The organism is Viridibacillus sp. KH_047 (assembly GCF_057838945.1).
The window spans coordinates 4,167,359-4,190,346 of the sequence record NZ_CM174479.1; the positions used below are offsets into that span (position 1 = coordinate 4,167,359).

Genomic DNA, 22,988 nt, shown 5'->3' on the forward strand with positions numbered 1-22,988 from the left:
ATTATTCAACTCTCTTTCGAATATTCTTCGTTGGTATTTCGATCCAAAAAATTAAGCCACTCTCAAAATTTCTAACAGAAATATCCCCTTCAAGCATTTGTACAATTTCGCGCACGTGAGATAAACCAATCCCAGTTGCTGCAACACCTTGCTTATTGTATTTAGTGGTAAATCCTGGTTCGAAAATAAAACCTAAATCCTCTTTAAATATACCCTTGCCAGAATCACTTACTTTAAAGCATGTCTTCTTTTCTATATCAAATACCTCAATTGAAATCTCACCAACATCATCTATTGCCTCAACCGCATTTGCTACAAGATTATTGAGCATAGCTAATAACGGAATTTGTTGATTCGTTTCAAAATCAGTGGATACTTTCACATGAAAAACAATTTGTTTACCTAATAACTCACTATATTTCGTATTGGCTGTTGTAACGAAATCAAGTAAATTCGATAAAAAATATACATCATTTGTTTTTTGAAGCGTGATGTTCGATAAACCCGAGAATATACGCTGAGCATCTTTCTTTACTTCATGAATTTCCTGGGCAATATGCAAAGCCTTCACACTTAGCTCTCTTTGCTCAATGTCCTTTAATTTACGATATAGATCATAGCTAGAAGCTGTAATTTTCTCTATATGATTCATTGATTTTTGCAAATATAACGTCTCTACATATAAACCTGAGTCAACCGTTAGCTTTTCCTCTAAGCGTTTATGCTGCTCGGAAATAACGACCGAACTATATAAACCTACGACAAAAAAGCTTCTTAATAAAGCAACTGCACTTAATAGTCCTAGATCATATAAATCAATACTCGTTTCTGCTATTAAGAAAGAGCGAATAATATGCTCCGCACTATTCCCTATAATTTCAAGTAGTGTGGCATATATACCTAAGCGCAATGGTTTATCTTGATACTTTTCAACACCAAATATTCGAAAACCACTAGAAAAAATAAAATAATAAATAAAGGCTGGAGCATTTTGCTTTAAGCTTTCAGCAAAATCAAATAAATTAAATGCTACATCATTCATAATTCGGAATAAAACTACAGTTAACCCCGTAACAATCCCAGCCCTTATAATCGCATAAGGCGGTCGAATTAATATAAGTAAAAGGAACATAATGCTTCCAAGACCAAATCGAAAATTCTCTCCATTGAAAGGTGCCACTTTTATCTCACTGCTAATAGCTGTCAAAATAGCGATGAGAATTATCCATATCAGCTCGGACTTCTTCCATTTAGTACTTAAATTGTTCATTAGAACTCTCCTAAGATAAATTACCAATAAAATGAATTTGCTTAAAAATCTTTATTTTATGAAAACGTAATCACTAGGCCATTTTACCATTGTTCTATTTACAAGGAAAAACATTTACTTAATGCTCTTCTTATATTAAGAAAATAATCTTTGAGTTAAACAGAAAATGCGGTCAATCTAAGGGATATGAGGACTTAAGTTGTTTGTTACTAAACTGGTTAAATTCTTAATATTTTTCTCCACAGATATTAAATCCAAACTCCAAGGGGATGAGTAGAAAAAGTTAAGTACTAAATCTCAATTTAGAGAAAGATGGCTGCTTATGCAGTTAGATTGGTCACTTATGGTTAAGGAAATACCTTCATATAAAAAGCATTGTTTCTTCATATTAATTTAAACTTTTGATTAGCTTCCTTTTATAAAAAATAAAAACCCGATTAAGCAGTCAGCAGATGCACTGGCTTTATCGGGTTTCATTTTTTCTACTCTATATAATTGGTTGGCTAGTAGTAATGATATCAACATACTTTAACATTCCATCATTTTTGCAATTAACTTCCGATTACGTTTTTTAAACAACTCGTTATGTGAAGAAACCATTCCAACACCATTTGCTTCAGGTTCGATATACTTCTTCGCCTTATTCACCGCATTTGCTGCATCTTGGAATGCGCCAGCAATTAAATTCACTTTACCTTCATATTTCACAATATCACCTGCAGCATATAGACCTGATACTGATGACTCTCCAGAAGAGTTGCTTTCAATATAAAAGTTATCCGCGATATCAATTTCAACTTCGCTATTTTGAAGTAAAGACGCATCTTGTTCAAAACCATGATTAATAATAACTTCATCTACTTCTAAATACTCTACTTCATCACTTTGATGATTTGTTAATTCTACTTTTTTAATTATTTCTCGATTATCATTAGCAATAAATTTTGTAATAGATGTGTTAAAGAAGGATGTAACTGTGCTTTCTAATAAATGATTCACTTGTGATTCATGTCCATTTAGTTGATCTTTTCGATATGTTAAATACACCTTTTTTGCTATTGGCTCTAATTCATTTGCCCAGTCAATCGCTGAATTACCACCGCCAGAAATGATGACTGTTTTATCTTTGAAGCGTTGAATGGATTTTACTGTGTAATTCAAGTTTGATACTTCAAATTTCTCCGCACCTTCAAGTTGAATTTTCGTTGGGTTCAAAATACCACTTCCAACTGCAACTATTATGGTTTTGGAGTAATGCTTGTTTCCTGAAGCTGTTGTTAATTCAAAAAGATTCCCATCATTTTTTTCAATGGATTCTACTTTTTCATTTAATACGACAGTTGGATTAAACGTTAATCCTTGTTCAACTAATTGCTCAATCAATTGCTCTCCAGGAAGCGGCTTATGCCCACCTACATCCCATATCATTTTTTCTGGATAAACATGTAGTTTCCCACCTAAACAAGGTTGATATTCAATGATCTTCGTTTTCATTTCACGTAATCCACTATAAAAAGTTGAATATAATCCTGCTGGTCCTCCACCAATGACCGTCACATCGTATAACTCTTCTAGCTCCATATATTAACACTCCTAATTAGTATTAAATAATTTATTTATTTATTTATTTATTTATTTATGTATCTATCTATTGTGAGCATTTCAAAAAATTAATTGACTTTAAGTATCATTGACCTTATATTAAGCACGTGCAATGACATTGAAAGTCATTCTCAATTATAAACTATTAATTTTATTTTGCAAACGGAGGTTAGTCATATCATGGTTCGCCTATATACAGATGACTTAAGCATTGGTTATGGTGACCGTTTAATTCAAAGAATTGAGATGGGGAAATGATTGGGCATTTGTTTGGGCAATTTTGCCTTGGCTTTCACTTGAGAAAGAAAGAATTGTCTTACTGTTAACTGCTGTAGCTTTAACTGCTTCTGCGGTTTCAGTGACCGGCGGTATTGTCTTCATTGGTCTTTTGTCCCCTCATATTGCAAAAGCTTTAGTAGGACCAAGAAATCAATTATTTATACCCCTAGCTATTTTAACAGGTGGTTGGCTATTACTACTTGCCGATACTATAGGTCGTAATATTATAGGCTTCAGTAGCATTCCAGCAGGTATAATCGTATCTCTAATTGGGGCACCGTACTTCATTTACCTGTTATTTAAAAAATAGACTTAAACCTCTCATTTAAGAGCACTTAAAACTGTAGACAAACTCGAAGAATTTCGAATTTGCCTACAGTCTTTTTCTTTTATAATAAATATGGATGAATACTACCTTTGATTTCCCCTACGTGCGGACGCTTTCTGCGGGCTGTGCCCTCCGCTCCAATCAACTAAATACATAAATATTACAGTCTACATATGACTCACCACTACCAATTTCCCAACTGAAAGCAGTAATGGCAGGGCATTAAAGCAAAATGAGTATTAGGATCAACGCGAAAATAATTTGGAATAGACCAATACCACCTGCATATGCAGATAATTTCCATCCATGCTGTGTTAAATCTTTTATATTAACGCTCATACCAATGCCTGCAAGCGCCGTTATTTCCAAATAGTTACCAAAAACTTTGGTCGGATGTGTAATTGATGCTGGAAATAAAACAATACTATTGATTACACACAATAATAAAAACCCTGCTACATACCAAGGAACAATTGAACGTATGTTGAATTTTCTTTTAGTGGCCTCTTGAGCTTCTTGATTTGCCATCTTTATGCGTTTTAGAACAAACACGACTAATGCTAAGAAAATGATTCTGCTGATCTTAAAAATTTCTGCCTGATCTTTCACTGCTTCGCCAACTATGCTCCCACTGGCAACTACTTGCCCTACGGATTGTAACGTCCCACCAATCAGAGCTGAAGATGGCAGTACATTATTATGAAAAACTGTACTTGTGATTACAGGTAAAAGAATCATCATTACTGTACCTAGTAAATTAACAATTGTTATAGATACAGCCATATCTGATGTTTTTGCATTAATTGCTGGTGCTGTTGAAGCAATTGCTGAAGACCCACAAACGGCATTACCACTCGACATCAATAAACGAAAGTCCTCACCAAAACTTAATTTTTTTCCCAACCAAATGACAAAGGCAATTGTCCCAGCCATTTGAATAAGAATAAAAGAGATACCTGTTAGCCCAATATTAAATAAAGAATTAAATGTCAACGTTGCTCCCAATAAAATAATTGAATAGTATAGTAGGTTACTTTCTGAAAACTTTATTCCTGGTCTTAACCTCGAGTTAGACCCAAACTTTAAATTACCGACCAAAATACCAATTAAAATAGCAAATAACCCACTGCCTAAACTCGGAAAGAAACGACCAAATACCATTCCAATAAAAGCGATAATAATACAAATAATCAATCCAGGTAGAACATTTATTATTTTCCTCATTTTTTAACCTCATTTATTTTGTTTGTACGTAAACTTTACCGGAGAACTAATAATCAGTAAAATACAGATAAGTAATTATGACTATTAGTATTTCTAATAAGGAGGAATTTAATGTATTACGATGCTTTAAAGACATTCGTTGCTTTAGCGGATATAAAAAATTTCACGAAAACAGCTGAATACCTCCACATTTCTCAACCTAGCGTTAGTTTACACATAAAAAATTTAGAAACTGAATTTAATACACAGTTGTTTTTACGCTCACCTAAATCGCTGAAAATTACCCCTTCTGGTGAAATTCTCTATGACCGCGCTAAACAAATGTTAGCCATTTATGATCAGACCAAATCGGATATTCTAACACTTCAAAATGAAATTAATGGAAAACTGCTGATTGGCGCAAGCTTTACCATTGGCGAATACGTACTACCTTCATTACTCGTTACTTTACAGCAAAAATACCCTGAACTTGACCTGGAAGTAATAATAGGAAATACCGATGAAGTTGTCGAAGCTGTTCAATTGCTGAAGGTAGATATAGGCTTGATTGAAGGTCAAACAACCAATAAAGAATTAATTGTAGAACCATTTATGGAAGACGAGTTAATGTTAGTCGCATCTCCTTCGCATGTACTTGCCCAAAAAGAAAGCATAACGATTCAAGATTTACATAATCACACATGGCTAACTCGCGAAGAAGGATCAGGTACTCGTAATTACTTACTTCATGTACTAGAATCTAATAGTATTAATATTAAATCGCTCATCTCCATTAGCAGCAATCAAGGATTAAAAGAATTTATGACGCAAGGAATTGATGGTCTTACACTACTATCAAAGAGTGTTATTGAACATGAATTAAAAAGAGGAACACTCGCTGTTATCCAATTAGAAGACCGTATATTTAAACGGAGTTTTTCCTATGTATATTCACCTATTATGGGGAGTAAAAAGAATACCTCCATGTTCATAAAAGAAATCAACAATAAGTGGCATATATAAAAAGCCGGTTCTTACATCAAACGAATGATGTGGAGAACGGCTTTCTTATTCAATACCCCTATTGTTTAAACGTACGTTTTAGAAATGCCTTTGTACGCTCATTTTGTGGATGGTTAAAGATTTGCTCTGGTGAACCTTCTTCCACTATGACCCCTTTATCCATGAAAACAACACGATCTGAAACTTCTCGTGCAAATTCCATTTCATGTGTCACGATTAGCATCGTAAGACCTGTACCTGCTAATTCCTTCATAACCTTTAGAACTTCTCCAACCATTTCTGGGTCAAGTGCAGAAGTTGGTTCATCAAAAAGTAAAACATCTGGTTCCATAGACAGCGCTCTAGCAATAGCAACACGTTGTTTTTGACCACCTGATAATTGGTGTGGCTTTGCATTGACATAACGATCCAAACCTACAACCTTCAAGTACTTCATAGCAACATTCTCAGCATCATTTTTAGAACGTTTTAAAACCTTTGTTTGACCGACAATACAATTTGTTAATACATTAAGGTTATTAAACAAATTGAATGATTGGAATACCATACCAAGTTTTGTTCGATAATTATTAATATTATGGTTGTTATCTAGAATATTTTCACCTTGATAAATAATCTGTCCTCCACTTGGTATTTCTAATAAGTTAATACAACGTAGAAGCGTAGATTTCCCTGATCCTGAAGATCCGATGACACAGACAACTTCCCCTTTGTTTACAGAGAAATCAATGTCTTTAAGAACTTCATTAGTGCCAAAGGATTTGCTTAAATGTTGTATCTCGATTACATTTTTCATAAGTCTATCTCCTTTGCACACAATCATGCTTTTCCACCTTCTACTTGAGCTAAATCATCAAGCATTTGATAGTTTTGTGGACCATCTAATCGTTTTTCAATGTAACGTAAAATACGTGTAATCGTAATCGTCATGATTAAATATAATACACACGCTACGAAGAACGATTCGAAGTAACGGAAGTTGTTTCCTGCAATCGATTTTGTTTGGAAATATAATTCAGTTACACTAATGACATTCAATACAGATGAATCCTTAATATTAATAACAAATTGGTTACCTGTTGCAGGTAAAATGTTGCGCGCAACTTGTGGTAGCACTACATGAATCATGGTTTGCCAATGACTCATACCAATCGCTTGTGCCGCTTCAAATTGACCTTTATCAACAGCTGTTATACCACCACGTACAATTTCAGCCATATACGCGCCGGTGTTAATAGAAATAACTAAAACTGCTGCAAATGTACGATTCATATCTATATCAAATGCTTGAGCAGAACCATAAAAGATTACCATTGCTTGTACAATCATTGGCGTTCCTCGGAAAAATTCCACATAGATTGCTAAAATTACATTAATAAACTTCAGGAATAATCTCTTTATACCTCGCTCTGGCTTTGGTATCGTATTTATTACACCAATTAATAATCCGATAATAGCACCAAAAATTGTACCAAAAACAGCAACTAATAATGTCATCCATGCCCCGCGAAGGAACATTTCCCAGTTTTCAGTCACTATGCTTATAATCCAATCAATACTCATTATGTTCCTCCTTCAAAAGCAATAATACCGACTGTTTTATATGCAGCCGGTATCCGACATACATTATTTTGCAGCTGGTTGATTTTTAATCGCTGAATTCATGATTTCCGTACGTTCTTCTTCGGAGATACCTTTTAAAATTTCATTTATTTTATCTTTTAATTTGCTCCCTTTTTGAATACCAACAGCAACTGCTGTATCTTCTTCCGATGCCTTAAAACTATCTGTAAATTCAACCATTACAAATTTGTCATTTGCAGTAGAAGAACTGATACCTTCTGGACGTTCAGATAAATAACCGTCAATAACACCTGATTCTAAAGCTACACGCATTGAAGGGAAATTATCCATTGCCGTTTGTTTTTTAACACCTTTAATTTGGTCTAATACTGCATATTGCGTTGTATTCAACTGAGCAGTAATTTTCGCACCACTAAAATCTTGAATAGATGTAGCTTTTTCATATTTGCTGCCTTTTTTAACGACCATTACAAATTCAGATTTGTAGTAGTTATCCGAGAAATCAATTGTCTTTTTACGTTTTGCAGTTGGCGACATACCTGCCATAATTGCATCAATTTTGCCAGAAGTTAATGATGGTACTAGACCATCCCACTCTGTTTTTACAATCACTAATTCTTTACCTAATGCATCTGCCACACGTTTGGCAATTTCAACATCATAACCGCCAGCATATTCAGAGTTACCGTCAATTTTCACACCGCCTTTTGAATCGTCTTTTTGTGTCCAGTTAAACGGAGGGTATCCCGCTTCCATCCCCACTTTGAATATTTCCTTTTTTGTTTCCCCTTTAGTAGATTCACCTGATCCTGAATCCGTTTCCTTTCCCCCACAACCTGCTAATAGTAAAATTGATAATAGCATCATGCTTGAAAGAAATAACCATGTTTTTTTCATAATATGTTTCCCCCTTAGTCAATATCCATATTCTCCTTAAAAATACTAAAAAAGGCTAATATACGTATAAAAAATGCGGCCTAAGATGAACTTAGGTCGCTTTGTATATTAGCCCAAACACCCTACTTTACCCTAAAAGAGATAGCACAACTCAATAAACTGGGAGGTTTATTGAGACAGTCCTGCAGCTATTAACTACAGACCCAGCAAGTAATAACGAGTATTTTACAAACTTCGGCGACATCTCCTTCTCCATAGCTTCATAGTTTCTCAAGCTCCACTATAGACTAATAGATATCGCGCCTCTACCTCAACTATTGGAAAGTGAGGTTGTATTCAATTATCATTGTTCACAGTCTACAGTACCAAACTTTCACTGTCAACGAAAATTTAGTTGAATATTCAGAATACTTATCCTTACAACTAATTTTCAGCCTCTAACAATATCTGATTCAGTGTACGTAACTTCACCTGTTGCAGCATTAATCTTATCAATTACACCATTTTCAGAAGGGGTGTTAATAGAGTAATTTAAGCTATAAATTTTCATTTCATCATCTTCATCTATCTCTTCAAAACGTGAAAGTTTCATCTGCAAACTCTGTTTATATATAGCATCCCCTTCTTCCAATGTAATCATTGGTGTAGTATTAATACCTCGAATAGCCTCCATATTTATTGCGCTATACAGACATGAACGAATTATTCCTGTATGCATACCTACCTCAATTAGGACGGAGTATTTGTCTAATTTGTATTCACGGAAAAATGGGATAAAAGTAAACATAGTCGTTGGCTCATCTTCATGTTCGTCTGCATGCTCGTCTGCATCATATTCATCCACATTGAAGAAATCCTCATCTGTATCATCATCAAATTCTTCTGTATCATCATTCGAAACAGATTGTTCTTCTAGCATATATTTATGGTGTATATCACCAGCAATAATCTCTAAAAATTGCATTGCATTGTCTTTCAATTGCTCAAAAGGTAACTCAGTCTTTGCTTCTGTATCCCATTCCACATTAGATTCATAGTTAGCACCCGCATCATCAAAATGTAGCACTTCGATTACAACTTCCGCATCTTCACCTTTTTCATCTAACTCTTCCGCATCATACCAATATAAATTACCCTCTTCTTCACGTAATAAATATTGATCAGTTACACCTAATAACTTTGGCAATGACTTTGTCACTTGAACAGGTGTAATAGCAAATTGTTCAAGCTGTGATTCACTGAACAACTGACTTGCTTTTTGAACTTCCCCATCAACAGTAACACCTATATAATCTCGAATTGGTTGATAAACTAATTCAAATTCCCCTTGCTCTTCATTTTCTTCGATTCCTAATTCCACTAATGTTTCTTTACATAAAATTTCTCTTGCTTCATTTTCTGTTACTTCTACTTTTGGATATGTAAGTTGATAATACTCTTGGAATATAGTAGCCGCTGTAATAGTACCGTATGAATTGATCTCTATAACTGCACCAGAATTAGGTAAAGGGAGTTTTAGTTTTTTATCTATAGCTTCATAAACTACTAAATATTCACCTTCGCCAATCTCAGAGAAATTACTAAATTGTACTACTTCACGGCCGAAATCCTTCACAAAGGACTCTGTAATATGTAAAATTTCATCCATCCCAAGTTCTTCTAGACTTTCTAACTCTACATCGCAATTTTCTACTAATTTATCAAAATCAATATTGATGTTTGTCAGCTCTTTATCGTCCGTTACTTCAATATAACCGTAATTGACATCATTTCGTGCATCCAGTACTTCAATACTATCTTCCATTGTTTCATCTTCATTGATCACAATGGAAGGTTGTCCAATTAAATATTTCTTTAATTTCATTTCTATCTCTATCATACGATGCTCCCTTTCAAGAAATGTATTATTGTTACTATAATATTAACTTCTTAAACAGTGAATTACTATCAAATAGAACATAATATAAAAAAATAAACTACAAATAACGTCATATTTCTAATTTAACAGAAAAAAAAACAAAAAAAAGAAAAAAGACCCGTATTTCGCAAGCCTTTTTTCCTGTCATTATCCAATTAAAACTAAATTAACCCTTAAATATATTCTGTATAAGAGAACTCTCCAATAAGTAGATATTCCTACAAAAATTATATTAAATTTATCTTTTTAGTCTTTTATTACGTTATTGATACTCAAATATATATCAAAAAATGTTCTTAGTATTTTGGGTCATCTAACGCTTGATAGTCTTGTTGATATTTACCGCCATCAGCAACTTCTGCATGATATAAAGCTTTCAAGGCATAGTTTTTTTCAAGATCCAAAGACTTTTTCAATTCTTTAAATTTTGTATGCAATTCTTTGTTTTCATTAATTAATTGTTGCATTTGTGATTTAATGTATTTCAAAGATTTTCATCTCCTTTCAGATGGTTAATCTATTTATTCAGTATACCACTAATCGTAATGCTTTTTAATGTCCATAATTTGCTTAAATTAAAAGCGATAAATATGACATCCGAAGAAAAGAAATAATTATAAGTTGAATTTGGTGAAATTATTTCAAAGTAACTATCAGTGTTGGAACACAGATTATACTACTAAAAAGCTTTTAATAAATATGAATATAAACAGCGATTTACAAACTACTCTCTAAAACTTCAATGTATATTTCATCAAGATTTCCTAATGCTACTCTTAATAAAAATCATCGTTTGAAATTAAAGGATTCTCTCCCTTAAGAATCCCTAACATCAAACACTGTTTTTTAACTTCCCTACAAAATTTTTTTATGAGTATTTCTTGAATTTCTACAGAAAAAAATGAAAACGCTTATTATTTTTTGACATAAGACCAAAAATGATGTAAATTACTAAAAGGCGAACGTTTTATTTACTTAAATAATTATTATTCGGTTTTAGGAGTGTGTTTTATGGAAAATGTATTTGATTACGAAGATATTCAATTGGTTCCAGCAAAATGTATAGTAAATAGTAGATCTGAATGTGACACATCAGTTACTTTAGGTGAACATACATTTAAATTACCGGTAGTACCTGCAAATATGCAAACAATTATTGACGAAAAAGTAGCCATTCAATTAGCTGAAGATGGATATTTCTATATAATGCATCGTTTTGAACCACAAAAACGTGCAGATTTCACTAAAGATATGCAAGCCCGTGGATTAATCGCTTCAATTAGCGTAGGTGTAAAAGAAGAAGAGTATGCATTCATCGAAGAATTAGCAGCAGATAAGATAATTCCTGAATTCATCACAATCGATATTGCACACGGTCATTCAAATGCTGTAATCAATATGATTCAACATATTAAAAAACACTTACCTACTAGCTTTGTAATTGCTGGTAATGTTGGTACACCAGAAGCCGTAAGAGAATTAGAAAATGCCGGCGCTGATGCTACTAAAGTGGGTATTGGACCAGGTAAAGTATGTATTACAAAAATTAAAACTGGTTTTGGTACAGGCGGCTGGCAATTAGCGGCTCTACGCTGGTGTGCAAAAGCTGCTACTAAACCGATTATTGCAGACGGAGGTATCCGTACTAATGGTGATATCGCTAAATCTGTACGCTTCGGTGCTTCAATGGTCATGATCGGTTCATTATTTGCTGGACACGAAGAATCTCCAGGTAAGACTATCGAAAAAGACGGTAAACTTCTTAAAGAATACTTTGGTTCAGCTTCTGAATTCCAAAAAGGTGAGAAGAAAAACGTAGAAGGTAAAAAACTGTATGTTGAACATAAGGGGTCTCTAAAAGATACCCTTACTGAAATGCAACAAGACCTTCAATCATCTATCTCTTATGCTGGCGGCAAAAAACTTGACGCTATCCGTACAGTAGATTATGTTGTCGTTAAAAACTCTATCTTTAATGGTGATAAAACGTACTAAGAACTTGAAACACATTAAAAACCGCCAAAAATATTTTGGCGGTTTTTTTTCATTTATCTATATTTGATTACTTTCTACAATTTCAACAAATTTTGTTGAAGCTGGCGATAGAGGCACACTTTTTAAAAAGCATACGCCTATACTCCTTTTTGGGATATCTTCCATTAAAGGCACTTCATATAATATTCCTTTATTTAAATACTCTTTGGAAAATTCTTTTGTTACACACGCTATTCCCAAATTTATTTTTGCAAACTCTAATAATAAATCATGTGAACCTAGTTCAAATTCCGGGGAAATCTTAACACCCTTTGTCATCAGATAATCATCTACATATTTCCTCGAGACAGATTGTCGCTCAAGTAATATTAGTGGCAGATCTACTATTGAAGCAAAGCTAAGTGGCTCCGTTATGGTCTTCATGTATTGTTCTCCACAAACGAATATATCTTGAACATCAATACAAGGTTTAAGCTCTAATGTTGGATCATCAATAGGGAAATTACAGAAGGCAATATCAACCTCTCCCGACTTTAATACTGCACAAAGCTCCATTGTCGTACCATTCATTATTTTAAATTTAATATTTGGGTACTGATTATGAAAAGCTTCTAAATAAGGAAGTAAAAAATACCTCGAAATTGTATCACCCACACCTATTTTCAATTCACCAGTAGTTAAATCTTTAAATTCTAAAAGCTTCTCTTCTCCAACATGAAGTAAGTTTATAGCTGAATTTGCATATTCGAATAACAAGCTACCTTCATACGTTAAAGAGACCCCTTTAGGCGTTCTATTAAAAAGGCGGATATCTAGTTCTTTTTCTAATTGTTTAATAGCCTGACTAACAGCTGGTTGTGTCATATACAGATCATTTGCGGCTTTTGAAAAGCTTGAGCTTTTCCCCACTTTACAAAACACTTTATATAAATCTAATTTACTTACCATATAATATCACCTTATACCTATCATTTGATATATTAATTTTACTTATACCACTATTTTGAGGTATATTACAAGTTGTGAGTTTTAAAAAAATGATAGTAAACAATATAGCAATGAGGAGCGATTATTTTGGAAAGAGTAGTTGGAACAGTTGTAAGAGGTCTTCGTGGCCCAATCATCAATCAAGGCGATAGCATTGAAGATATCGTTGTAGAAAGTGTATTAAAAGCATCAGAAGTTGAAGGCTTTAATATTCAAGATAAAGATATCGTAACAGTAACAGAATCAATCGTTGCCCGCGCTCAAGGTAACTACGCTACAATCGATCACATCGCAAAAGATGTTAGTGCAAAATTCGGAGATGACACTGTAGGCGTTATTTTCCCTATTTTAAGCCGTAACCGCTTTGCCATCTGTCTTCGTGGTATTGCAAAAGGCGTTAAAAAAGTTGTTTTAATGCTTAGCTACCCATCAGATGAAGTAGGTAACCACTTAGTTGACCTTGATACACTTGATGAAAAAGGTGTTAACCCATGGACAGACGTTTTAACTGAAAAACAATTCCGCGAATTATTTGGACATAACAAACACACTTTCACTGGAGTTGACTATATCGATTACTACAAATCATTAGTCGAAGAATACGGTGTTGAATGTGAAGTAATCTTCTCGAACAATCCAAAAACAATCTTAGAATATACTAAGAGCGTATTAACTTGTGATATCCATACAAGATTTAGAACAAAGAGAATTTTAGAAGCTAACGGTGGAGAAAAAATCTACAGCCTAGATAACATCCTAGCTGAGTCAATTGATGGTAGTGGCTTCAATGAAAGTTACGGTCTACTAGGATCAAATAAATCAACAGAAAACAGCGTGAAGCTTTTCCCACGTAATTGCCAACCTGTTGTAGATAAAATTCAAGAAATGCTGAAAGAAAAAACAGGCAAAAATGTTGAAGTTATGATTTATGGTGATGGCGCATTCAAAGATCCAGTAGGGAAAATTTGGGAGCTTGCTGATCCAGTTGTATCACCTGCTTACACAGCTGGTCTTAATGGCACACCGAATGAAATCAAATTAAAATATCTTGCTGATAATAACTTTGCTGATTTAAGAGGAGAAGAACTTCAAAAAGCTATCTCTGAATACATTGATAATAAAGGTACTGACCTTGTAGGCGCTATGGAAGCACAAGGTACTACACCTCGCCAACTAACTGACCTAATCGGTTCTTTATCTGATTTAACATCAGGCAGTGGTGACAAAGGTACTCCAATGATCTTTATCCAAGGTTACTTTGATAACTATACTAAATAAGATATAAATATGATGAGTGGGACTGTAAGAACCTTAATCAGTACTCTTATCAAAGAAGGGAGAATAGGCAATTGTCTATTCTCCCTTTTTATTTTATCGATCTATATTCCATAACCTGTAGTAATTCCTTTACTACTAGTTTTTTCATGCTGAAGTAGCCATTCCTTTCTCCACAAGCCCCCTGCATAACCTGTTAATTTTCCGTTTGATCCAATAATTCGGTGACAAGGTATAACAATACTTAATTTATTTTTTCCATTAGCATTTCCTACTGCTCTAATTGCTTTTTCATTTTCAATTGAAACGGCAATATCTTTATACGACACCGTTTTTCCATATGGAATACTTGTTAAGGCGTTCCACACAATTTTTTGAAAGTCTGTGCCTTCATATTTAATAGGAAAAGTAAATTCACGACGGTCACCTTTAAAGTATTCATCAAGTTGATCGTAGCAATTTTCTAAAACAATTGGCATTTTATCTTGTTTATTATTTACGGCTCTGTCCTGTTCAGAAAACATAATAGAGCTAATTGCTTCATCTGTACCCGTTATTTCTATCACTCCAATTGGAGATTCATAATCTAATTTATATAACTTACTCATATAAAGACCTCCATAGATAAAAGGTTGCGTATGCTTGCAGTCCTCCCCAATTTGCTGATAACTCTTTGATTTCCTCTATTGTCGGCTTACGTCCAAGGTCTAAATGGATTTTTAATGCGTTATGGAGACCGACATCCGTTATTGGAAAGGCAGATGGCTGATGTAAGCATTTCATCATCACATAGTCAGCCGACCAAGCTCCTATTCCTCTAATCTTCGTTAACGACTTTTGAATTTGTTGATAATCCTGATGCCCAATTAACAATTCCTTTGTTAATTCACCATTTACCATGATCTTAGCGACGCCAATAACATATTCAGCCTTCCCAACTGAAAATTGCAGTTCCCTTAACTCATCCACACTTATAGTTGCGATCCTTTCAAATGTCGGGAATAGCCAAAAAGTATCTCCTTTAAAGGTAAGACTTTCACCAAAAGTTTCAACAAAGCGCTTCTTTAATATGAAAGCAAATGTTAAATTTATTTGCTGTCCAATAATTGCCCAAGATAGTGCTTCAAATAAATCTGGAATACACATTATCCTTAAGCCGTAATATTTCTGGACAAAACTCTGTAATACCTTGTCCTGCTTTGCTGCATCATAAAATAAACGAAGATCTGCATCCAAATCAAACCATTCCCATATATACGATGCCACTTCTTCACGAATTCCTTTGGAGGGTGGAGTGATTGGAAAATCAACTAGAATAATATTTCGATTGCATCCAATTCTACACAATATTAACTCTTGTTTTATTTTTAATAGTTTATATAAATATCCATCTCTTATTTGATGCAATACTTCTTGTTTAGATCTACTTAAGAACAATAAACACTCTTCGAAATTGAATTCTTCAGGCGGATAAATTTCTATATATGATTGGTGATCAATCCAATTCATTTCCACAACTCCTTATCCTTCAAGGGTACGATATTCACTAGGGGAATAATTTGTCAAACGGCGAAATGACTTGTAAAAATTAGAAGGGCTTTGGAATCCCACTTCATAGCAAATCTCGAGATTCGTATGATTAGTATTTTTAAGAAGATGCATAGCCTTATCGATTCGAATTTTTTCTAAACAAGTACGCGGAGTTTCCAAAGTTTCCTGTTTAAATAGGCGACCAAGATGATATGGGCTTATGCCAACATAATCAGCAATATCCTGTAATGTTACATTTTGTTTATAGTGATTGATCAAATAGCTAATTACATTTCTTACAAGTCCGATATGTGGGGAATGCTCAACTTCAGGCTGACATCTCTTACAAGCACGGAACCCAGATTGTTCAACTTCAATTATGTCATAGTAAAATTCTACATTTATTTTCTTGGGCTTCCTTGATTTACATGAAGGACGGCAATAGATTTTTGTTGTTTTTACTGCTGTAAAAAATAGCCCATCGTATGTTCGATCACATGCAATAATCTTTTCCCACATTTCTTCAAAAGAGAGATTAATATTTTTCACCTTTAATTTCTCCGTTCTTTTAGTTTAATCTTCATATAAAAGTGAAGTATCCTTTAACTCGAGCATTTGTGTCGCATTTTTTTCCAAAAAGGCAATTACTTTATCCGATAAAGCATTTCCAAAGCTAAACCGTTTCACACCTATATCCTTCAGCTTATTACAATCGGTTAAATCAGGTAAAGATAGAATATTAAGTGGGGCGCTTATATGAAAAGCGATCTCTTTAATTTCATCCTCTTTAGTTAAACCTGGGACAAATATTCCGCTAGCCCCACTTTCTGCGTAGGCCTGTGTTCGATTAATCGTTTCCAAAAGTGGATTTTCCATTTGTAAATAAGTATCCGTTCTAGCATTGATATAAAAATCTTTAAAACCATTTTGATTTAGAGCTGTTCTAATTTTCGTTAAAAGATTACAGTGATCCTTTATCTCTCTTAACCCTTGTTGTTTTTTTATTGAATCCTCAATATTGATTCCTGCGACACCAATATCTGCTGTTCTTAATACATGATTAACAATTGTATCAATATCTTCACTATATCCTGCTTCAATGTCCGCTGAAACAGGTATTTTAACATTATCTGTAATTGTCTTAATGATTTCTAAATGCTTCTCAAAATCAATTAGTTCACCGTCCGCAAATCCAAGTGAGTTGGCAATCCCCCAACTGGTCGTGCCAATTGCTTTGAATCCAGCTTTCTCAAGAATTAAGGCCGATAGAAGATCCCAAGCATTCCCCAGAAACAACGGTTCCGTCGACGAATGAAGTTCATTGAATTCCTGAATTGTTGTCATTTTATTTCCTCCTAACGTGTATTGAATCTCATTTTAACAAGGCATACACAGTCAATTCGTCCTCATTCTTGCTCTTATGGTCTAGAAACCAAAAAAAAGGAGAAATCATTGAAAACTTCTCCTTTTACGTTATAGAACAAATAATATTCAAATAATCTCTTTAAATATGTAATAGGTATCTTTTCACGGACTACCTAATTATCTTAAGCTGATAATTAAAATAACGTCTTATGTCCCATCCAACCTTCTATATCCACACTACCTTGAACCTCTAATAATCTGTATAGATATCGATACGGCATTCTACATTTTGTTAAGTTGGGAATTTCCATTATCCTTTCATAACCCTTTTTAAAATCTTGGACTGATTTTACATCTAGCACATATTCTAATGCGATAAAATCTAATTCTCTAGGAGCTATAACATATGCTTCAGTATCGACAAGACCAGTGATTTCTCTACCGTCTGATAAAAACTGTGTTGGATCCATATCAACTAGCACAAACGTAGAATATTCAGGTACAGGTAATCCATTGATTATATTAATTATTTCAGGGAGCATATTTTTTATTTTTTCATCTTTAAAGTGAAATCTAGAAACTAATTCAATTATAGTATCCATTAAATGTTGATTAAATTCTTTCAAACTTACTTGAAAGCTTCTTGATGGATTACCAACAAAATTTTCTTTATGCCGATGAATTTTAGCCAAACCTTCTCCAAAACTTTGCAAAACTGAAGATGGCTGATCAATAAATGACCTCACTATTTGTCCTTTTAGTTTTTCTACAACAACAAATTCTTTTGTTAGAATCCTCCCTTTATCTATTACTCTTGGTATTGGTATTGAAGTAAGTTTACTCAATGTATTATTTACGTGTTCTAATTCATAAACTTGCCTTGGGTCAATTCCAAATAACTTTTTGCATCCCCACCAAAATTCATTATTAGGATCTTCCTTCATTTTAGATGAACGCACAACTACTTCTTGATTATTTGTTTTTACCAACCATACATCACTAGCATGGTCTTCATAACCAGGGCTTAATTCCAGCGTCTCTTTAATTGGCTCTTTAAATAAAAATTGTAAATCCATAAAATCTTCCTACTTTCAGAATGCATACTTTACAATATATTTTTCCATAACCGCTTTAAGTTCTCCTTTATAATTTTTTTCTAAAAAATTATAAGATAAATAAAAACCCTATTTTATAAATATTTTATAAACACATAAAATATTACCTAAAAAAGAACTTTATTACCATATAAAAGACTTATATAGATGTGCAATTTGTGCGATTTAAAATATTGAAAAAATTAGGGGGCTGCATTGACAAAAATAGGTAATAAAGTGTAAGCTTGTAAGGTATTATAGGGGGTAAACAATTTAAATGGTAAATCATTATTATCATTCTTTTCTGATGAAAAATTAGGGAGATGCAATCATGTCTAATTTAAATAATCTAACCGAATTTGAAGAACTTTACGTGAAATTTCAGCGACAAGTATCAGTTGAATGGAATAAACGTTTAGATCGGCTTGTTTCTGGGTCACAAGCGGCAATATTACGAAGTCTAGAAGAAAAAGGACCACAAAATGCATCTACATTGGCAAAACATTTGCGTATAACACCAGGTGCAGTTACCAGCCTATCGGATAAATTGATTACCAATGGTTACGCACAAAGAAAAAGAGATAGTAATGATCGTAGAGTCGTACTTTTAGAAATTACTGAACAGGGGCGTGAAATATTACAACAATTTAAAGTAGAAATTAAAAGTGTCGTACAACAATTTTTCTCTGGTTTACCCGACGATGATATCAACCATTTAATACGTATATATCAGCATGTGTTAATGAATATTGCTACAAAGAAAGAGGCGAAAAGTGAATGACACACCTAACCAATAAAAAGAAGATTACCATTATGATAGCTATTCTTACCTCATTGTTTTTTGCTGCTATAAATCAAACAATCATCGGCATTGCGATGCCACGTATTATTGCTAAACTTGGAGGTATGGACTATTATTCATGGGCCATTACCATTTATCTGCTTACTTCAACAGTTTCATCAATTTTAGTTGGTAAACTTTCTGATATTTACGGTAGAAGACCATTTCTTCTGTTAGGAATTGGCGTATTTATGATTGGTGCAATTTTATCTGGATTTGCAACAAATATTTTTCAACTAATTTCCTTCCGTGCTATTCAAGGTGCTGGAGCTGGTATTATTATGTCTACCGTTTTCACTGCCGTTGGAGATTTATATGAACCGCGAGAGCGTGCTAAATGGTCTGGTGTAATGAGTGCAGTTTTTGGAATATCCAGTGTAGCAGGGCCTTTACTAGGCGGTTATATTGTTGATCATCTTGATTGGCATTGGGTATTTTGGATTTTCTTACCCCTCGGTGTTATTGCTTTTATTTTAATACTCATCAATTTCCCTAAAGGTACGAAAAGAACTGGAGAATCGGTGGATTATTGGGGGTCGTTCTTCCTTACATCAACCATTGTTCCATTACTTCTTGCCGTATCATTGGCAGGCGACGGCCCTAACAAATATGCATGGGGATCATGGCAAATCATTGGGCTATTTACGATTACCCTTGTTGCTTTAGTATTCTTCATCTGGATTCAAACAAGAGTGAAAAGCCCGGTATTACCACTTGGTTTATTTAAAAACAGTATCTTTACTGTTTCCAACTTAGTTACTTTCTTTTTAAATGCAGGGATGATGGGAGCAATCATCTATGTACCATTCTTTGTACAGGGCGTAAAGGGAATCTCACCTACCCTTGCAGGTTATGTAGCAATGCCTATGTCCATCGCTATGTTACTGGCTTCGGCTCTTTCAGGTAGTCTCATGACTAAAACTGGGAAGTATAAAAAAAGAGGGATTCTAGGGTTAATCGTGATGACAATTGGCATCATGTTGATGTATTTCATGACACCTGATACACCTATATATGTCCTAATTGCATATTTACTTATACTAGGTTTTGGACTCGGATTAGCAATGCCTGTATTTACTATAACAGTACAAAATGCAGTCGCCCCTCAACAAATCGGTGTAGCCACAGCAACATCTCAACTATTCCGTAATCTTGGAGGAACTATTGGTATTGCTGTAATGGGAAGCATCATGAGTACCAGCATTGCAAATAAGATGACTGAGCTATCAGGAATAAAAGGTAAAAGTACAATACCTGTAACAACAGATTCTGCATTAGCAGAAGAACTTGCTCTTTTTAATAACCCACAGAACCTATTAGATCAACCTAAAATAGAGGCAACTTTAAAAAGCTTACCTCCAGAATCACAAGCAATATTTACGAAAATACTTGGTACAGTCCAAGAAGCTCTGAGTTATGCCATCACAACTACCTTTTTAGTAGGGGCTATTATGGCTGCTGTGGCTGTTATTATTGCCTTATTTTTAAAAGAAATCCCTTTGCGTTCAGGTAAAAACATGGCACCAAAAGAGAAAAGTAACAAATCTAAAGTTACTTCTTCAGAGAAATAACTACGTAAATTTATTATGAAATAAAAGGGGGGTAATCAACCCCCTTTTATTTTTGGATACGTGTTACAGTTGGTGGACGCCATTGGCCATTTAGTGCACTCCTTTGCGAAGTATACATTCGATTCCTCCTACATAAATTATTGTTATAAAACGCTTTGACATACATACTTCAATTAAGGCCTTGAAAGGGGGATAAGTGAGTATTGAAGTCAAATGATAACAACAAATACTCTTTTCAAACTCATGTTATAAAGAAAGGTATTAGCTATGGCACATGCTTATCTATGATTATTTCATATACTGCGTATCATTCCATAGGGTGGGCTGTTATACATGGATGTTTTAGCTGGTTTTACGTTATCTATTACTTAATCAAATATTCTCCTAGTCTATTTTAGAAAATAGAAAAGACCTCTAGCAAACTCTAGAAGTCTTTCTTTAGTATTAATCAATGATTGTTTAATATCTGCCTTATGGCTTTTTATGAACGGGTTCATCTTGCTCTAAAGGTAACGTCACAAAAAATGTAGTTTGTTCACCCAGTTGGCTTTGCACCGAGATGCCACCATTATGCATGTCTATAATTTTTTGTACGATAGAAAGTCCTAAGCCGCTGCCCCCGTTTGATACTGCTCTCGATTTATCGGCTTTAAAGAAACGTTCAAATATATGTTTTTGGTCTTCTTCTGTCATTCCTATCCCAGTATCAGTAATAGAAATAGTGACCGCATCATTTTGTTTGAATAAACGAATATAAATCGTTCCTCCATTTGGAGTGAATTTTATACTATTACTAATTAAATTCATCCACACTTGATTCATCAAATCTTCATCGGCACAGATTGTAACATTTTCCAAATCGATTTCCATTTCAATATTTTTAGATATCCATCTCGGTTCACAGGATAAAACCACATTACGCAATTGTTTATCTAATCGAAATTGTTTTGGTTCAAATGGATGATGTTGTGATTCTAATGAAGTTAATTTCAGTAAATTATCACTGATTTTCGATAATCGATGGCTTTCCATCTCAATAATTTCTAAATAATGCTGCCTTTTTTCATCAGTCAAATTAATGTTTTTCAAAGCTTTTGCAAATCCATTAATCGATGTTAATGGAGATTGAATTTCATGAGAAACGTTGGATATAAACTCTTGACGCATCTTTTCCATTTCTCCTAATTCAATTGCCATATGATTTATTCCGCTAATGAGTTGTCCAAAATGATCTTCGTCATCATCTGATTTTAAGTCTAATTTGACGCTAAAATCCCCTTTCGCAATTCGTCCTATAGCATCAACCACCGTATCCCAATAACTACGCTGCCTTCTAAATCCAAATAAAAAGAGAATAGCAGCAGTACATGCAAAAAGGATAAATACACCTATTACAGTATAAAATTGTTGCCAAAAACCTTGGGGATACTTGCCAAGCCAATCATATATCAGTGAGGTCACGTGATAAGAAATAAATGCAAAGAGCGAATTAGTTAAAAGAAAAAGTATAAACATACTCAATACTTTTAACGAAATTATCCATTTCTTCATGCCCCTAATTCCAATCGATAACCAAGCCCCCGGATCGTCCGTATTGTGAATTCACTTTTGTCTTCAGGGAATCGCTCTCGAAGTCTTTTAATATGAACATCTACCGTACGATCATCACCTTCATAGTCATATCCCCATATTTCCTCTATTAACTGTTCACGTGAGAATGTCTTCCCAGGGTAACTAGCTAATGTAAATAATAATTCAAATTCTTTTAATCGAAGCGTAATATTTTCTCCTCTATACATTAGTTCATAGGTTTCTCGATTCATCTTTACATTACCGACTTCTACAGTTTGGGATGCAGAAATACGGTAACGCTTTAGAATCGATTTAACACGAACGATTAACTCTGCTGGCTCAAATGGTTTTACAAGATAATCATCTGTACCTAGATTAAATCCTTTTACTTTTTGAGCCGTTTCTCCTTTTGCAGTCAACATAAGAATAGGCAAATCGTTATTTAGCTTTCGTATTTCTCGACATAATTCCCATCCATCCATATTCGGCATCATTATATCCATAATGACCATATCAACTTTTTCAGATTCTAGCTTGGACAGTGCATCAACACCGTCCACCGCTTCAAGTATACTTAGCCCTTCATTTTGTAAAAACACACTTACTAATTCTCTAATATGTTCATCATCATCCACAACTAACAATCTTGTCATG

Annotated in this window: 21 protein-coding genes, 1 pseudogene and 1 riboswitch; of the genes and pseudogenes, 6 read left to right on the top strand and 16 right to left on the bottom strand. The window is 34.0% G+C overall.

What is annotated here, in order from left to right; translation table 11 throughout:
• Position 1 precedes the first annotated feature (1 nt).
• Positions 2–1,270, bottom strand: a complete 1,269-nt coding sequence (locus tag AC3IS5_RS20445; RefSeq protein WP_489426000.1) for an ATP-binding protein — start codon at positions 1,268–1,270, stop codon at positions 2–4.
• 528 nt (positions 1,271–1,798) lie between these two features.
• Positions 1,799–2,851 carry an NAD(P)/FAD-dependent oxidoreductase gene (locus tag AC3IS5_RS20450; protein WP_489426001.1) on the bottom strand — a complete coding sequence of 351 codons (1,053 nt, stop codon included), beginning with the start codon at positions 2,849–2,851 and terminating at the stop codon, positions 1,799–1,801.
• Positions 2,852–3,119: 268 nt separating this feature from the next.
• Here AC3IS5_RS20450 and AC3IS5_RS20455 point away from each other — a divergent pair.
• Positions 3,120–3,461, top strand: a pseudogene (locus AC3IS5_RS20455) (iron chelate uptake ABC transporter family permease subunit); the annotation flags it as partial.
• A gap of 240 nt (positions 3,462–3,701) precedes the next feature.
• Here AC3IS5_RS20455 and AC3IS5_RS20460 read toward each other — a convergent pair.
• Complete coding sequence (locus AC3IS5_RS20460) at positions 3,702–4,703, bottom strand: YeiH family protein (protein ID WP_489426002.1); 1,002 nt, start codon at positions 4,701–4,703, stop codon at positions 3,702–3,704.
• 111 nt (positions 4,704–4,814) lie between these two features.
• Here AC3IS5_RS20460 and AC3IS5_RS20465 point away from each other — a divergent pair, with 111 nt between their 5' ends.
• Positions 4,815–5,705: a LysR family transcriptional regulator gene (locus tag AC3IS5_RS20465; RefSeq protein ID WP_489426003.1), complete on the top strand. Its 891-nt coding sequence runs from the start codon at positions 4,815–4,817 to the stop codon at positions 5,703–5,705.
• A gap of 58 nt (positions 5,706–5,763) precedes the next feature.
• Here AC3IS5_RS20465 and AC3IS5_RS20470 read toward each other — a convergent pair whose 3' ends face one another.
• The 5 genes from AC3IS5_RS20470 to AC3IS5_RS20490 all read right to left on the bottom strand — a co-directional run bounded on the left by AC3IS5_RS20470 (position 5,764) and on the right by AC3IS5_RS20490 (position 10,592).
• Entirely contained in the window at positions 5,764–6,501 is a 738-nt protein-coding gene (locus tag AC3IS5_RS20470) for an amino acid ABC transporter ATP-binding protein (RefSeq protein WP_489426004.1), read from the bottom strand.
• Positions 6,502–6,524: 23 nt separating this feature from the next.
• Entirely contained in the window at positions 6,525–7,268 is a 744-nt protein-coding gene (locus tag AC3IS5_RS20475; RefSeq protein WP_489426005.1) for an amino acid ABC transporter permease, read from the bottom strand.
• Positions 7,269–7,331: 63 nt separating this feature from the next.
• Positions 7,332–8,186, bottom strand: coding sequence for a transporter substrate-binding domain-containing protein (locus AC3IS5_RS20480; protein ID WP_489426006.1), 855 nt, complete (start codon positions 8,184–8,186; stop codon positions 7,332–7,334).
• A gap of 134 nt (positions 8,187–8,320) precedes the next feature.
• Positions 8,321–8,502: riboswitch (Lysine riboswitch) on the bottom strand.
• 114 nt (positions 8,503–8,616) lie between these two features.
• A complete protein-coding gene (locus tag AC3IS5_RS20485; RefSeq protein ID WP_489426007.1) occupies positions 8,617–10,065 on the bottom strand; it encodes a hypothetical protein in 1,449 nt (482 codons plus the stop codon).
• 335 nt (positions 10,066–10,400) lie between these two features.
• Positions 10,401–10,592: a hypothetical protein gene (locus AC3IS5_RS20490; RefSeq protein WP_038178903.1), complete on the bottom strand. Its 192-nt coding sequence runs from the start codon at positions 10,590–10,592 to the stop codon at positions 10,401–10,403.
• A gap of 523 nt (positions 10,593–11,115) precedes the next feature.
• On the opposite strand from AC3IS5_RS20490, the gene guaC reads away from it, so the two are divergent.
• A complete protein-coding gene (guaC, locus tag AC3IS5_RS20495) occupies positions 11,116–12,099 on the top strand; it encodes a GMP reductase (protein ID WP_053418465.1) in 984 nt (327 codons plus the stop codon).
• Positions 12,100–12,156: 57 nt separating this feature from the next.
• On the opposite strand, the gene AC3IS5_RS20500 is transcribed toward guaC, so the two are convergent.
• Complete coding sequence (locus tag AC3IS5_RS20500) at positions 12,157–13,047, bottom strand: LysR family transcriptional regulator (RefSeq protein ID WP_489426008.1); 891 nt, start codon at positions 13,045–13,047, stop codon at positions 12,157–12,159.
• A 126-nt stretch (positions 13,048–13,173) separates the two neighbouring features.
• On the opposite strand from AC3IS5_RS20500, the gene AC3IS5_RS20505 reads away from it, so the two are divergent.
• Positions 13,174–14,364: a coenzyme F420-0:L-glutamate ligase gene (locus AC3IS5_RS20505; protein ID WP_489426009.1), complete on the top strand. Its 1,191-nt coding sequence runs from the start codon at positions 13,174–13,176 to the stop codon at positions 14,362–14,364.
• A 101-nt stretch (positions 14,365–14,465) separates the two neighbouring features.
• Here the strand turns inward: AC3IS5_RS20505 and AC3IS5_RS20510 are convergent, their stop codons facing one another.
• The 5 genes from AC3IS5_RS20510 to AC3IS5_RS20530 all read right to left on the bottom strand — a co-directional run bounded on the left by AC3IS5_RS20510 (position 14,466) and on the right by AC3IS5_RS20530 (position 18,332).
• Positions 14,466–14,969, bottom strand: a complete 504-nt coding sequence (locus AC3IS5_RS20510) for a methylated-DNA--[protein]-cysteine S-methyltransferase (RefSeq protein WP_489426010.1) — start codon at positions 14,967–14,969, stop codon at positions 14,466–14,468.
• A complete protein-coding gene (locus AC3IS5_RS20515) occupies positions 14,962–15,870 on the bottom strand; it encodes a DNA-3-methyladenine glycosylase family protein (protein ID WP_489426011.1) in 909 nt (302 codons plus the stop codon). Before AC3IS5_RS20515 ends, AC3IS5_RS20510 begins: the two co-directional genes overlap by 8 nt.
• 12 nt (positions 15,871–15,882) lie before the next feature.
• Positions 15,883–16,410: a bifunctional transcriptional activator/DNA repair enzyme AdaA gene (locus tag AC3IS5_RS20520; protein WP_489427948.1), complete on the bottom strand. Its 528-nt coding sequence runs from the start codon at positions 16,408–16,410 to the stop codon at positions 15,883–15,885.
• Between the two features lie 54 nt (positions 16,411–16,464).
• A complete protein-coding gene (locus AC3IS5_RS20525; RefSeq protein ID WP_489426012.1) occupies positions 16,465–17,235 on the bottom strand; it encodes an isocitrate lyase/PEP mutase family protein in 771 nt (256 codons plus the stop codon).
• Between the two features lie 215 nt (positions 17,236–17,450).
• Complete coding sequence (locus tag AC3IS5_RS20530; protein ID WP_489426013.1) at positions 17,451–18,332, bottom strand: phosphotransferase; 882 nt, start codon at positions 18,330–18,332, stop codon at positions 17,451–17,453.
• A 349-nt stretch (positions 18,333–18,681) separates the two neighbouring features.
• On the opposite strand from AC3IS5_RS20530, the gene AC3IS5_RS20535 reads away from it, so the two are divergent.
• A complete protein-coding gene (locus AC3IS5_RS20535) occupies positions 18,682–19,131 on the top strand; it encodes a MarR family winged helix-turn-helix transcriptional regulator (RefSeq protein ID WP_489426014.1) in 450 nt (149 codons plus the stop codon).
• The gene (locus AC3IS5_RS20540; RefSeq protein WP_489426015.1) at positions 19,128–20,762 is read left to right on the top strand and encodes an MDR family MFS transporter; all 1,635 of its coding nucleotides are present in this window, start codon (positions 19,128–19,130) and stop codon (positions 20,760–20,762) included. Before AC3IS5_RS20535 ends, AC3IS5_RS20540 begins: the two co-directional genes overlap by 4 nt.
• A gap of 471 nt (positions 20,763–21,233) precedes the next feature.
• On the opposite strand, the gene AC3IS5_RS20545 is transcribed toward AC3IS5_RS20540, so the two are convergent.
• On the bottom strand, positions 21,234–22,313 hold the full coding sequence (locus AC3IS5_RS20545; RefSeq protein ID WP_489426016.1) for a sensor histidine kinase: 1,080 nt from the start codon (positions 22,311–22,313) through the stop codon (positions 21,234–21,236).
• The gene (locus AC3IS5_RS20550) at positions 22,310–22,987 is read right to left on the bottom strand and encodes a response regulator transcription factor (protein WP_053418579.1); all 678 of its coding nucleotides are present in this window, start codon (positions 22,985–22,987) and stop codon (positions 22,310–22,312) included. The genes AC3IS5_RS20545 and AC3IS5_RS20550 overlap by 4 nt, the downstream gene beginning before the upstream one ends.
• Position 22,988: the final 1 nt, after the last annotated feature.

Excerpts from the sequence above, each read along its gene's own strand:
- AC3IS5_RS20445 (WP_489426000.1), bottom strand. The coding sequence starts at position 1,270 with ATGAACAATTTAAGTACTAAATGGAAGAAGTCCGAGCTGATATGGATA.
- AC3IS5_RS20450 (WP_489426001.1), bottom strand. The coding sequence starts at position 2,851 with ATGGAGCTAGAAGAGTTATACGATGTGACGGTCATTGGTGGAGGACCA.
- AC3IS5_RS20460 (WP_489426002.1), bottom strand. The coding sequence starts at position 4,703 with ATGAGGAAAATAATAAATGTTCTACCTGGATTGATTATTTGTATTATT.
- AC3IS5_RS20465 (WP_489426003.1), top strand. The coding sequence starts at position 4,815 with ATGTATTACGATGCTTTAAAGACATTCGTTGCTTTAGCGGATATAAAA.
- AC3IS5_RS20470 (WP_489426004.1), bottom strand. The coding sequence starts at position 6,501 with ATGAAAAATGTAATCGAGATACAACATTTAAGCAAATCCTTTGGCACT.
- AC3IS5_RS20475 (WP_489426005.1), bottom strand. The coding sequence starts at position 7,268 with ATGAGTATTGATTGGATTATAAGCATAGTGACTGAAAACTGGGAAATG.
- AC3IS5_RS20480 (WP_489426006.1), bottom strand. The coding sequence starts at position 8,186 with ATGAAAAAAACATGGTTATTTCTTTCAAGCATGATGCTATTATCAATT.
- AC3IS5_RS20485 (WP_489426007.1), bottom strand. The coding sequence starts at position 10,065 with ATGATAGAGATAGAAATGAAATTAAAGAAATATTTAATTGGACAACCT.
- guaC (WP_053418465.1), top strand. The coding sequence starts at position 11,116 with ATGGAAAATGTATTTGATTACGAAGATATTCAATTGGTTCCAGCAAAA.
- AC3IS5_RS20500 (WP_489426008.1), bottom strand. The coding sequence starts at position 13,047 with ATGGTAAGTAAATTAGATTTATATAAAGTGTTTTGTAAAGTGGGGAAA.
- AC3IS5_RS20510 (WP_489426010.1), bottom strand. The coding sequence starts at position 14,969 with ATGAGTAAGTTATATAAATTAGATTATGAATCTCCAATTGGAGTGATA.
- AC3IS5_RS20515 (WP_489426011.1), bottom strand. The coding sequence starts at position 15,870 with ATGAATTGGATTGATCACCAATCATATATAGAAATTTATCCGCCTGAA.
- AC3IS5_RS20520 (WP_489427948.1), bottom strand. The coding sequence starts at position 16,410 with ATGTGGGAAAAGATTATTGCATGTGATCGAACATACGATGGGCTATTT.
- AC3IS5_RS20525 (WP_489426012.1), bottom strand. The coding sequence starts at position 17,235 with ATGACAACAATTCAGGAATTCAATGAACTTCATTCGTCGACGGAACCG.
- AC3IS5_RS20530 (WP_489426013.1), bottom strand. The coding sequence starts at position 18,332 with ATGGATTTACAATTTTTATTTAAAGAGCCAATTAAAGAGACGCTGGAA.
- AC3IS5_RS20535 (WP_489426014.1), top strand. The coding sequence starts at position 18,682 with ATGTCTAATTTAAATAATCTAACCGAATTTGAAGAACTTTACGTGAAA.
- AC3IS5_RS20540 (WP_489426015.1), top strand. The coding sequence starts at position 19,128 with ATGACACACCTAACCAATAAAAAGAAGATTACCATTATGATAGCTATT.
- AC3IS5_RS20545 (WP_489426016.1), bottom strand. The coding sequence starts at position 22,313 with ATGAAGAAATGGATAATTTCGTTAAAAGTATTGAGTATGTTTATACTT.
- AC3IS5_RS20550 (WP_053418579.1), bottom strand. The coding sequence starts at position 22,987 with ATGACAAGATTGTTAGTTGTGGATGATGATGAACATATTAGAGAATTA.